The following is a 12085-nucleotide window of genomic DNA, read 5'->3' on the forward strand; positions in this document are numbered from 1 at the left end:
GTAATTGGTCATTCAAACTAAGTCTGCTTGAGGTAGAGACTCGCTTAGTCGTTTGATGAGAACATCATGACAATTCGCAAGACATACCAGAATAGTGTAGCAATCGCAGCAAACAGAGCTAACGAAGCAGATACGTACTGGTCGGTTGAGTAATGATGTAACACGTTCGAAGTATCATACAATATGAAGCCACTCATCAGGATAATCATCGCAGCGGCAAACCAGAGCCCCAGTGAGAATCCAAAAATAGAAGCACCAATGGCTATACCAATGGCTCCAAACATGGCGATGGTTAGAAAACCACCCATGAAAGAAAAATCTGCCCCTGTGACAAACACATAGGCAGTCAGCCCTCCAAAAATGCAAAGAGTGATAACCGCAGCAATAGGTATGACTGTCGGATCAGCTAATCGAGTTGCAATGTAAAGGATAGGCACAAAGATCAGGGCTTCGGCGACAATATAAATTCCCAAACCGGCATATTGTGTTGCGAGAGATTTCGCACTTGATGCCATAGAACTGGCAACCCAACTCGCGCCCATGAAGGCGATCAATACCAGCCACCAGTTACCACCGATGGCATTCATCATCCCATTTACTAAAGTATCGCTGCTAAACAGGATAAATTCCAACCCCATGAAGGCCATGATCGCACCAGCCAGGTGCATGTACGTTTTGCGAATAAAAGCGGCTCGCTCGGAGGCAATTGCGTCAATGGCAAAAACACCTCCGCCAGCCGTTGTATCCTGTTCGTAATAATCAGGACTATAGTTATTCATTGACAGTGTTCTCCAATTGAGTGAGTAAGGATATTCCAAGTGCATATGGATTGAGCAAAGGTATTATATTTCATTGAGCCTGCAGATCAATCTGAAGAGATCACTCACAGGCACGATAATTATAGATCACAGTGCACATAATTCAAGTAGCAACAATCTCCTTTTCGTTTTTCCCAGGTTAACTGAAACTGGTTCAGAGGCCGCAGATGCTGATTACTTGATTGTGCCTACGCAATGGTTGTGTTATTTCATACGTAAGTTTATGTCAAACCGGTCAATGAATTCTATCAAATTCATGTGAAAGCTTACGAAATATTTAATGAAATGAATGATTTAAAAGCCGAAAATAAACCTAAAAAATGGGAATTCTGGATCGATGTGGGAGGGACGTTTACCGACTGTATCGCGCGGTCTCCAGAAAATGATTTCATTCCCTTTAAGACACTTAGTTCGGGTATTACCAAAGGTCGAGTTCAGAAAATCTCTAATCCCACCACCATTGTTGATTCTTCCCGCTGCGATGCCCCGGCAGAGTTCTGGCAAGAGTATCAAATCGAATTTCTGAATGAAGAGGGACAATCCCTGCATTCGGCACAAGTGACGAACTTTGACTCCGTAAATGGTATTTTAAACTTCGAACCTACCCTACCCGCCACGGTCAAAGAATCTACCAGCTACGAGTTGAGTTCAGGAGAAGAAGCCCCCATATTGGCAATTCGATGGATTCTTGGTTTAAAAAAAACAGACACGATCCCTCACATCAGTGTTAAACTCGGAACAACCAGAGGTACGAATGCCCTGCTCACCCGCAATGGAGCCCGTACTGCTTTTATCACAACCAGAGGATTCGCCGATGTCCTGTTGATTGGTAATCAGGATCGTCCCCGTTTGTTCGATCTGGTCATACAAAAACCAGAACCCTTGTTCGAAACAACTGTTGAAATTGATGAGCGCATCACTGCGGAAGGGACTGTGCTCTGTGCACCTGATCCGAAAACAATTCTGCAACAGCTTCAAACTTTAAAATCAACAGGAGTCGAATCACTGGCAATTTGCCTGCTGCACTCGTTTGCGAACCCGAAACACGAAGAACTGGTGGCCCGAATTGCAGAAGAGGTCGGATTTGACGAAATCAGTGTTTCAAGTCGCCTCTCACCGCTTATCAAAATTGTTTCCCGTGGCGATACGACAGTGATGGACGCGTATCTGAACCCGATCCTGAAAGACTATATCAGTAAACTCCGTACGCCTCTAAAAAATTGTGATCTGAAGCTGATGACTTCAGCCGGTGGTCTGGTTGACGCGACTCACTTTGTCGGTAAAGACAGTATCTTGTCCGGTCCGGCTGGAGGGGTAATTGGTTATTCGTGCGTCGCAGAGCAAGCGGGTTTTCCAAAATCCATCGGTTTTGATATGGGTGGTACGAGTACCGATGTCTCTCGCTTCGATGGTGAGTACGAACGCGAATTTGAAACGCAAAAAGCGGGTGTACGAATAGTCGCGCCGATGCTTAGCATCGAAACGGTAGCAGCCGGTGGCGGCAGTATTTGTGGCTTTGATGGTATCAAGCTACATGTCGGACCTGCCAGTGCGGGAGCCAATCCCGGACCCGCCTGCTACGGACGAGGCGGCCCCTTGACCGTAACAGACCTGAATCTCTATCTCGGCAAAATTATTCCCGGCCAGTTCCCGTTCGCACTGGATCGGACTGCAGTTGAACAGAGATTGACTCAACTTTGCCAGGAAATTGCGTCTTCACCAATGGGGAAAACGTACACTCCTCATGAACTGGCAGAAGGATTTCTTCAGATTGCCAACGCGAATATGGTCCGTGCCATTCGCAATATCTCAGTCGCGCGCGGCTATGATCCGGCTGACTATGTGCTTGTCAGTTTCGGTGGCGCCGGCTCACAACACGCATGTGCGATTGCCCGCGCTCTGGGAATTCGAGAATTATTAATTCATCCCTATTCAGGAATTCTGAGTGCATTTGGCATCGGCCAGGCTGATGTGCGACGTTTCGGTCAACAATCTGTTCTTAAACCCTGGTCCGCAGAACTACAACAGGAATTAGGAATCCGATTTCAGGAACTTGACCAAAAAGTAAAAGAAGAAGTCCGTACAGAAGGAGTCCCAGACGAGCGAATTGAAGAGCCACAGCATTCGCTCGAAATGCGCTATCTGGGTACTGATGCGACAATCCAAATTCTCTGTGTAGCAGGCCAAGATGAACCCGCTTGTTTTGAGCAAGAACACCAGCGCCTTTATGGATATAAACATGAAGGGCGCGCTGTTGAAGTGACCGCGCTGCGGACAGAAGTTGTCGGTCGGATGGAGGAACCAAACCTGCCTGCCTCTCAAGTCATTTCACGAGTTCCCGATCCACTGAAAACAGTGGAAACTCATTTTCAGGGAAAGACACACAAAACAGGCGTTTATCTGCGGGATGAACTATGTCCTGGCGATCAGATCGCTGGTCCCGCGATTATCTGTGAAGCGATTTCGACAGTCATTATTGACCCCGGTTTCGAAGCCGAAATATTGTCACGTGGCGAAACGCTGATTCACGAAACGATCAAAAACTCAGCGGCTCATGAAACGATTAGTACCGAAGCCGACCCGGTGATGCTGGAAATTTTTAATAATCTATTTGCCTCTATCGCCGAGCAAATGGGAATTACACTACAGAAGACATCCATTTCGACGAACGTAAAAGAGCGGCTCGACTTTAGTTGTGCCGTCTTTTCAGCCAACGGCGACCTGGTCGTGAATGCCCCTCATATCCCCGTGCACCTGGGAGCAATGAGCGAAACAGTCAAACGAATCATTGCTGATAACCCCAATTTAGCCACTGGAGATGTGTATGTTACCAATGATCCGTATCGAGGTGGTTCGCATCTACCAGATGTCACTGTAATTACTCCCGTCCACGATCCGAATTCAAAGAAATTACTGTTCTTTACGGCCAGTCGCGCACATCATGCGGAAATCGGTGGGATCGTGCCGGGCAGTATGCCACCGTTTTCGAAAACACTCGCCGATGAAGGTATTCTGATTCGGAATTTTAAGCTGGTTGACCGAGGAATTTCACGTGAAGAGGATCTGAGATCCTTACTGCTGACAGGCGAATACCCGTCTCGTTCTGTCGATGACAATCTGGCTGATATCTCTGCACAAGTCGCAGCCAACAATTGTGGTGTGACCTTGCTGAATGATCTGGTTCTTCGCTATTCCATACCGGTTGTGCAAGCTTATATGCAGCACATCCAGCGCGCGGCGACGGAAAAGATGCAACTGGCCCTCGCACAAATAGAAGATGGCCTCTATTCGTTTACCGATCACCTGGATCACGGTGCTCCCTTATCCGTACAAATTACGATTAAAGGGACATCAGCAGTGGTCGATTTTACAGGAACAGGACCAGTACTCGAAACAAACCTGAACGCCAATCGTGCCATTGTGAATGCCGCAGTTTTATATGTCTTTCGCTGTTTGATCCAGGAAGACATTCCTCTCAACAGTGGTGTCTTAGCACCAATTAAGATCATATTGCCAGAATGTTTTTTGAATCCTCCCGAACGGGAAACGCCTGCAAAATGCGCAGCAATGGTGGGTGGCAATGTAGAAACCTCACAACGAACCGTCGATACACTACTTGGCGCCTTGAACAAAGCAGCCGCCAGCCAGGGTACGATGAACAATTTAACGTTCGGCGACGAGAAATTTGGCTATTATGAAACGATCTGCGGAGGCAGTGGTGCCACTGCCGAAGGAGTTGGCGCGGACGCCGTCCATACACATATGACGAATACACGACTCACTGACGCCGAAATCATTGAACGTCGCTATCCGGTGCGATTGCATGAATTTTCCATTCGCAAAAATTCGGGAGGAGCGGGACGGCATCCAGGAGGCAATGGGATTATCCGTCGTATTGAATTTCTGAAGCCTTTAAAAATATCATTGATCTCTGAACGCCGCGGAGATTACGCCCCCTTCGGTCTGGAAGGCGGTACACCAGGCCAGATCGGAGAAAACCTGCTGCAAAAAGCTAACGAAACAAACGAGCAATCGCTAGGCGGTAAGTTTTCTCTGTCAGTTGAAGCCGGTGACCTGTTAACTATTAAAACTCCTGGTGGTGGTGGATTTGGAACACAAGCATAAAAATGGAATTCTGCCGCTGAACTCAGAAGAGTTCGCAGTCCGTTTGTAATCTCATTCAATACGTTTTAGTTTCCAAATACTTGTTGCCTGAATTTAGAGATTGCCAGAAGTTTAGGCGTTAATTATTGCGTTCAATATATTATTACCATGATTAGCTTTGTGATTTTGATAGCGAGCCTGTAAGGTGTCGCATAGAGAGATTTTCATTCAAAAGAACATTACTGACCGTTTATAAATAATACAAAAAAGGAAAGTACCGTGTCCGAAAACCGTCGAGAAGAAGTTGATGCTGCCTTGGCCGATGTTGATTTTGATAAATTCAACTATCAGATCGTCTTTGAAACCAGCAAGGGAAAGATCCGCATGGATCTTTACCCCGACGTTGCACCAGGACATTGCCGTAATATTATCGGTCTCACCAAGATTGGGTTTTATGATGGAATTATATTCCATCGTGTGATTCCTGATTTTGTGGTTCAAGTCGGATGCCCTCAAGGAACTGGTACAGGCGGACCGGGATATACGATTGATGCGGAATTCAACAATCTTCCCCATGAAACGGGAGTGTTGTCGATGGCACGTACGAATGATCCTAATTCAGCCGGTTCTCAATTTTTCATTTGTCTGGGGCGTGTCCCTCACCTGGATAATCAATACACGGTGTTCGGTAAAACCTGTGATGCGGAAAGTGAAGCCGTCGTGTTGGAAATCGGGAGCGTCGAAACTGATCATAGTGATCGCCCTCATGAAGATGTGCAAATCACGGGATCTGAAGTCGTCGTTTCTGAAAAGTAGTCGCTATGAATGTAGATCGTTCCGCACTACAGACAGGTACACAAGTTCGACAGGTCTGTCGGAGTGGTGGATTCACCGCGCAGACTTCGGGACTGGCTCCTGGCTTTGCTCAGGCAAATTTAGTGATTCTTCGTGAGCAGGATGCCATTGACTTTCGAGAGTTCTGTGAACGAAATCCAAAGCCTTGTCCATTGCTGGAAGTGACCGAAGCCGGTGATCCTTGTCCCCACAAACTAGCTGAAAGTAGTGACCTGCGGACTGACCTCCCTCGCTACCGAGTCTGGAAGCACGGGGAACTGGTAGAAGAACCTACTGAAATTAGTCATCTCTGGCAGGAGGATCTGGTCTCATTTCTAATTGGTTGTTCTTTTACGTTTGAATCAGCGTTAGTCAAAGCAGGGCTATCCGTCAGACATTTAGATCTCGGTGTGAATGTGCCCATGTACCGCACCTCAATCAATTGTGAATCTGCCGGTATGTTTTCTGGGCCGCTCGTCGTTTCAATGCGCCCCTTTAAGCCCGCCGATGCCATTCGCGCGGTTCAAATCACCAGTCGTTTTCCTGCAGTACATGGAGCTCCCGTACATATGGGATTCCCGGTACAGATTGGAATTGCGAACCTCAATCAACCCGATTTTGGTGACTCTATACCAGTAGAATCAGATGAACTGCCCTTGTTCTGGGCCTGTGGAGTAACACCTCAAGCTGTGTTGATGCAGGCAAAGCCAGAATTTGCAATCACACACAGTCCCGGCTGTATGTTCGTTTCTGACGTGAAAGAGGCGACACTGGCAGTCTCTTAGATTTTCGAAGCCTGCTGACTTAAGAATGTGATTCCATTTGGGATGACTCTTCAGCAACCAAATCATTCTGTGGCAGATGCACAGAGCGAATGCGATAGTTTTCCCACATTAATGAATAAGCAAAACAAGGCTCTTGTTTCAAACTATAAGCCACAGGCTGACTTTCCCAGAAACTCATGACATTACCTTGCGGTGGGTTTGTATAGAATCGATGTTTACAATGAGGACAAACCATTCCCACTGGCGTCGCCTGATCTTCCACACATTGATGCTCTAAACAAATTGTTTTTTGTCGGTTGCTCATATATTAAATTATATCCGGCTGGTGACAGGCTCCTCCAGTATTTTCCCCAGTTCCCCATGGGAAATCCTTGAAAGACGAAATTTGCCACTCACTTTTATCGATTTTCCTCAACCTTTGAATCCTACTGAATTCATAGATTCTGCAAAATCGCTCCAAATGTCATGATTAGACCATGATTTACCTCAAACAAGCCAAGCCTGTCCGATTCCGATAGTTGGATCCCTCGGAACATCGCATCCTGTAAACCAGTTTGGTATAAAATAAGACTCAGTCTAAAGTTGCTCAATCGATTGAATGACCGTAGATTACCCCTTATCTGAACACAGATTCTGGTACTTTATAAATGGCAATTAACCTTTCAGAACAACTAAAAGGTGTTCTCCCTCCCGTAGTCACTCCGTTGACACCAGATCGCAGGCTTGATGCTGCTTCGGCAGAATCAGTTTACCGATTTATGTTGAAACAGGGTGTGCATGGGCTATTTCTATTTGGTACGTCGGGGGAAGGGCCATTGCTAGGAGAGACGGACCGGGAGCAAGCAACAGAAATCGCAGTCAAAGTCATTGACGGCAGCGTCCCTCTCTTAGCAGGTGTGATTGCACCAGGAACTGAGCAAATTATTGACCAAGCGAAAGTTGCCAAATCTCAGGGTGCAGATGCAATCGTCGTTTGCCCTCCCTTTTACTATCCAGCCAGTCAAGCTGACATGCTGGTGCATTATCGTACCATTAGAGAATCTGTTGACATTCCGATTTTTGCTTACGACATTCCCGTGATGACCAAAGTCAAAATAGAGCTGGAAACTCTGATGACCTTGGGAAAAGAAGGCACCATCATCGGAGTCAAAGACTCAAGCGGCGATGCCGTCAGCTTTCACCGTCTGGTCGCTAGTAAACCTCCGGGAATGAAACTATTTACGGGAGCCGAAATGCTGGTACACGCCGTTGTTCTGGCTGGTGCTGATGGAACAGTTCCGGGGCTGGCTAATGTAGGCCCGGAATTATTTGTACAACTTTATGAAGCAGCGGCAGCGGAAAATCATCAGGAAGCCGTTAGACAACAGGAAGCCATCGTCCGATTGTTTGAAGTGTTTGTCTGTCCGGATGGAACCATCAAAGTGGGATATGTGATTGGCGCCATGAAAACAGCCCTGAGGTTGCGCGGGGTAATTGAACACGACACACTGTTTCATCCGTTCCCAGTCTGCACTCCTGAACTGATTGAACGAACCAAAGGCATCATGGAAGAAGTTGGTTGTCTGTGACATTCCCCAAATATCTGTTCTCTTAATTTTACTTGCTGGATTGAAAAAAAACGTTATGAGTGGAGTTTTAAACGAACGCGCCTGCCGACTGACAGAATACCTGCTGGCAAAAGCCGGTGAGCTGAAAGTCATTCCACATACACTGGAGAATGGTGCCAGCGTCGTTGATTGTGGAATTGAAACTCCCGCTGGCATTCAAGCCGGTTTATTACTCGCCAGAATCTGCATGTCCGATCTCGGAGATGTACAACTCGTTCCGGGCACACTGGAAGGACAATCGCTACCCTATTTGCAGGTACAAACTGACCACGCCGTCGAATCCTGTCTGCTCAGTCAGTACGCGGGCTGGAAAATTGATGTCGATGATTTTTTTGCAATGGGGTCTGGTCCAATGAGGGCAGCTGCTGAAAAAGAAGACTTATATCGAATACTGGCGTTTGGTGAGTCACCTGCCAAAACGATAGGTATTCTAGAAGCAAATACGCTTCCCAGCGTGAACGTAGTCGAAATGATCTCAGAAGCAACAGGCATTAATCCTGAAAATATTACTCTGCTCGTGGCTCCCACATCGAGTATCGCAGGCAATATCCAGGTCATTTCCCGCTCGGTTGAAACCGCCCTGCATAAACTATTTGAATGCGAGTTCGACGTCCATCGTATTCAGGCAGCTTATGGTACAGCTCCTCTGGCCCCTGTTGCGAAAGATCATCTGTCGGGCATTGGACGTACAAACGACGCGATTCTCTATGGAAGTTCGGTGACACTCTGGGTTACAGGCGACGATGAGTCTCTCCAGGAAATTGGCCCTTCGATTCCCTCCAGTTCGGCTGCCTGTTTTGGAAAACCGTTTCTCGAAGTCTTCAAAGAAGCAAACCACGATTTCTACGAAATCGATCCCGGCCTTTTCAGCCCAGCAGTCATTACCTTTCAAAATCTCGATACTGGAAACGTTTTTCAGTTTGGCCAAACAAATACCGCATTGTTGAAAAACAGTTTTGGTTTCTGAGTCTCTTTTGGCATTTTTTTGGTGGATTTTTTTGTGCGGATCGCCCTTCTTGGAAATCAGGAAAGCTGGTACTGTAAGAAGCTGAGCGATGCTGCCAATGCATGCGGACATGCATCTTTCCGACTGGAATTCCGTGATTTAGCCTCTCATGTTTTGGAAACGCAACAGGAGCATTTTTTTAGTTATGAGGCGGAAAGTAGCCATATAAAGCTGAACGACTTTGATTGCCTCATTATTCGCACGATGCCCCCTGGCTCGTTAGAGCAAGTCGTTTTCCGCATGGATCTTTTAGGACGCCTGGAACATTCGGGAGTCACCGTCTTCAATTCACCTCGATCAATTGAGTGTGCGGTTGATAAATATCTGACCACATCACGTCTGGCAGCAGCGAAGCTACCAGTGCCCACGACGGCTGTTTGTGAATCATCTGAAGCAGCCATGCAGCAATTTCAACAAATGGGAGGTGATGTTGTTGTCAAACCCTTGTTTGGCTCCGAAGGTCGAGGCATCTTTCGTATTAGTGATCCCGATCTCGCCTACCGTTCCTTCCGCACTCTGGAACGTACACAAGCAGTAATATATCTGCAACAATACATTTCACATCCCGGCTTTGATATTCGTATTCTGATTCTCAATGGAAACGTAATCGGTGCAATCCGCCGTCACAGCAATAATGATTTTCGCACTAATCTTTCACGGCAAGCACATGCTGAACCCTACCTTCCTAACGACTACGAGGCAGAACTAGCGGTTCGCGCCGCGGAATTAACACATGCCGAATTTGCGGGCGTAGACCTACTTTATCGATCACATTCGCCAAATGAATGCTACGTATTGGAAGTCAATGCGGTTCCTGGTTGGCGCGGCTTTCAATCTGTAACAAAAGTGGATGTCGCGTCTCTAGTAATTGAATATCTGGAACAAAAACGAAACAATGTAGGTTCAGCACAAAGTTAATGCTTGAATACTCCTGAAAAGATCTATCATATGGAACTAAACACACTCTTAACTGCTTTACAAACTCATTTACCCGAGATTCTGCGGTGGTCAGGCGCTATTGCCAAACGTTTAAGGCACTTCAATATCGCCGTTGAAAATAAATCATCGGGTAGTGCACTGACAGATGCATTGACTCTGGCTGATTTGACTCTGCAAGAATTGATTGTAGCCGCACTCCGTGACCGCGATCCGATTTTCCTGGAATGCAGAATGGAGGCAGAAGAAAAAACAGGAGACCTTAGCCGTTTTTCAGAGGACTCTCCATACGTTCTCTCAATTGACCCAATAGATGGCACCAAGCAGTATCGCGATAAAACAGCTGACGGTTATTGTGTAATGATCCATCTACGAGATAGTGAAACCGTCCACTACTCACTGGTCTATGTCCCGGAAACTGGCGATCAGGGAACATGGGTTGAAGCCGTTCATCAACGGGTGGTGTGTGGCCCCGATGATTTGAACCGTCCGGCGCGTGAGGTTCTGGATGCCATGCCGACCATCGATTCGCAGTCAAGACCAGACTCAAATCGAATATACCTGATCGGCTTTCAAGACAAAGATACTTCGAATGCCCAACTCGTGACCGAAGCGGGGCTAAAAGGAGTTCCTCCAGAAGAAATGCCGGGCAGTATTTATGACCATCTAGCGACGGGAGAATTTGGAGGTTCCTTGATCCATACGCCCAACGTTTACGATTTTCCGGTCTCATTACACATTGCGCGGATTCTCGGTGGCGATGCCGTCTGGGTACACAATGGAGTTTCCGTGAATTTCCATGAACATTGGCTGGACGATCGAGCTGACATGTTGCGTTTGCCAGGGATTACGGCCTGCAGTGCCAATCCTCAAACCTTAGAGATTCTTTGCCAGTTGGCGAAAGACTGGAGTCAAATTCGTTATGAAGATTGAATGGAAGTCGTCGCTGGTTCTGTTGGCTTGGTAGCTTCAACAATGATCCCTCCCAGCTTCAAAAACTGATGAATTGGTGTGAACCAGAGTTGTTCTTTCCAAGGCAACCCCGAATCCTCAAACGCTTGTTCCAGTTCGACACGGTTATAAGTACGACATTTCCAGGTGCGGCTGTTTAACATCCCGGAGAATTTGTCCTCGGTTGCTAACAGAAACAGACTTCCCCCCGGCTGCAACACACGATAAATCTCTGATAACCCATGCCTTGGATCTGTTACGTACTCCAATACCCAGCCACAGGTAACACAATCAAACGATTCATCCAGAAAAGGTAGATTCGTGAGGTCAGCTGAAAGATAGTTGGGACGCTGGCTATCCATCCGATTTCTGGCACGTTTTAACATCTGATGTGATAAATCGCAGGCTACCAGCCTTGCTTCCGGATGTGTTTCACGAAGTAGATGCCCCAGAATCTGCCCTGCTCCAGAACCGATATCCAATATGCTGCGAAACTCTGTGACATCAAAACGGCGAGTTTTGATAATTCGACCAACAAGCGGGTCATGCAGTGATAGTTTACTCGCTAGATAAAGAACCGCTCCTGCAGGGCCATCATAGAGTTTTCGCGTCGTAGATTGAAACTGACCTTGATCAACTTGATTTCCACCGCGAAATTCTATCAGTGATTTCAATGATTTTTTTAAGCGTATCCGTTTTTTACCAGTTTTTTGAGGAGAACTTAATGGAGTCATATTTCACTGTACTTATAAAATTTAGTTAGGAATTTTGATGATGAAAATTGCTTCTGGAATCAAATGGTAAGCATCTTAACTGTCAAGTAATGAGAATTCGCTATGATTTCCAACATTCTTAAAAATCACGAAAGAACATTCTTCTTATAAGTGTCATAAACGTTCCAAGGATAATAACTTATGAATGTCAAATATTCCAGCAGCTTGATCAATGCAATTTGAACGGTTATGATCAATGAGATATCGGTACATTCAAATCAATAATATCTAAGCAGCTATATATATTGATCGTGATTCGTGATGGGCCTGA

10 protein-coding genes are annotated in these 12085 nt (G+C 46.5%); 7 read left to right on the forward strand and 3 right to left on the reverse strand.

The window, feature by feature from the left end; genetic code table 11:
* Positions 1–44: 44 nt before the first annotated feature.
* The gene (locus tag V144x_RS22040; RefSeq protein ID WP_232102602.1) at positions 45–779 is read right to left on the reverse strand and encodes a Bax inhibitor-1/YccA family protein; all 735 of its coding nucleotides are present in this window, start codon (positions 777–779) and stop codon (positions 45–47) included.
* A 324-nt stretch (positions 780–1103) separates the two neighbouring features.
* On the opposite strand from V144x_RS22040, the gene V144x_RS22045 reads away from it, so the two are divergent.
* The 3 genes from V144x_RS22045 (at position 1104) to V144x_RS22055 (ending at position 6541) form a co-directional block, all read left to right on the forward strand.
* Complete coding sequence (locus tag V144x_RS22045; protein WP_232102603.1) at positions 1104–4943, forward strand: hydantoinase B/oxoprolinase family protein; 3840 nt, start codon at positions 1104–1106, stop codon at positions 4941–4943.
* Positions 4944–5201: 258 nt separating this feature from the next.
* Entirely contained in the window at positions 5202–5738 is a 537-nt protein-coding gene (locus tag V144x_RS22050; protein ID WP_144988230.1) for a peptidylprolyl isomerase, read from the forward strand.
* 5 nt (positions 5739–5743) lie between these two features.
* Positions 5744–6541, forward strand: coding sequence for a putative hydro-lyase (locus V144x_RS22055; protein ID WP_144988232.1), 798 nt, complete (start codon positions 5744–5746; stop codon positions 6539–6541).
* A gap of 19 nt (positions 6542–6560) precedes the next feature.
* On the opposite strand, the gene V144x_RS22060 is transcribed toward V144x_RS22055, so the two are convergent.
* Positions 6561–6845, reverse strand: coding sequence for a hypothetical protein (locus tag V144x_RS22060; RefSeq protein ID WP_144988234.1), 285 nt, complete (start codon positions 6843–6845; stop codon positions 6561–6563).
* A gap of 343 nt (positions 6846–7188) precedes the next feature.
* On the opposite strand from V144x_RS22060, the gene V144x_RS22065 reads away from it, so the two are divergent.
* Genes V144x_RS22065 through V144x_RS22080 form a run of 4 tightly spaced genes read left to right on the forward strand, consistent with a single transcriptional unit; the run spans position 7189 to position 11023 of the window.
* Positions 7189–8109, forward strand: coding sequence for a dihydrodipicolinate synthase family protein (locus V144x_RS22065; RefSeq protein WP_144988236.1), 921 nt, complete (start codon positions 7189–7191; stop codon positions 8107–8109).
* Positions 8110–8164: 55 nt separating this feature from the next.
* The gene (gene mch / locus V144x_RS22070; protein ID WP_144988238.1) at positions 8165–9115 is read left to right on the forward strand and encodes a methenyltetrahydromethanopterin cyclohydrolase; all 951 of its coding nucleotides are present in this window, start codon (positions 8165–8167) and stop codon (positions 9113–9115) included.
* Positions 9116–9148: 33 nt separating this feature from the next.
* Positions 9149–10072 carry an ATP-grasp domain-containing protein gene (locus V144x_RS22075; protein WP_197998579.1) on the forward strand — a complete coding sequence of 308 codons (924 nt, stop codon included), beginning with the start codon at positions 9149–9151 and terminating at the stop codon, positions 10070–10072.
* A 30-nt stretch (positions 10073–10102) separates the two neighbouring features.
* Complete coding sequence (locus V144x_RS22080) at positions 10103–11023, forward strand: inositol monophosphatase family protein (RefSeq protein WP_144988242.1); 921 nt, start codon at positions 10103–10105, stop codon at positions 11021–11023.
* Here V144x_RS22080 and V144x_RS22085 read toward each other — a convergent pair.
* Positions 11011–11775: a class I SAM-dependent methyltransferase gene (locus tag V144x_RS22085; protein WP_144988244.1), complete on the reverse strand. Its 765-nt coding sequence runs from the start codon at positions 11773–11775 to the stop codon at positions 11011–11013. The genes V144x_RS22080 and V144x_RS22085 overlap by 13 nt on opposite strands.
* Positions 11776–12085 lie beyond the last annotated feature (310 nt).

The sequence above is a fragment of the Gimesia aquarii genome, from assembly GCF_007748195.1.
In the GTDB taxonomy this organism is placed as follows: domain Bacteria; phylum Planctomycetota; class Planctomycetia; order Planctomycetales; family Planctomycetaceae; genus Gimesia; species Gimesia aquarii.

Excerpts from the sequence above, each read along its gene's own strand:
- V144x_RS22080 (WP_144988242.1), top strand. The coding sequence starts at position 10,103 with ATGGAACTAAACACACTCTTAACTGCTTTACAAACTCATTTACCCGAG.
- V144x_RS22065 (WP_144988236.1), top strand. The coding sequence starts at position 7,189 with ATGGCAATTAACCTTTCAGAACAACTAAAAGGTGTTCTCCCTCCCGTA.
- V144x_RS22060 (WP_144988234.1), bottom strand. The coding sequence starts at position 6,845 with ATGAGCAACCGACAAAAAACAATTTGTTTAGAGCATCAATGTGTGGAA.
- V144x_RS22055 (WP_144988232.1), top strand. The coding sequence starts at position 5,744 with ATGAATGTAGATCGTTCCGCACTACAGACAGGTACACAAGTTCGACAG.
- V144x_RS22045 (WP_232102603.1), top strand. The coding sequence starts at position 1,104 with ATGAATGATTTAAAAGCCGAAAATAAACCTAAAAAATGGGAATTCTGG.
- V144x_RS22040 (WP_232102602.1), bottom strand. The coding sequence starts at position 779 with ATGAATAACTATAGTCCTGATTATTACGAACAGGATACAACGGCTGGC.
- mch (WP_144988238.1), top strand. The coding sequence starts at position 8,165 with ATGAGTGGAGTTTTAAACGAACGCGCCTGCCGACTGACAGAATACCTG.
- V144x_RS22085 (WP_144988244.1), bottom strand. The coding sequence starts at position 11,775 with ATGACTCCATTAAGTTCTCCTCAAAAAACTGGTAAAAAACGGATACGC.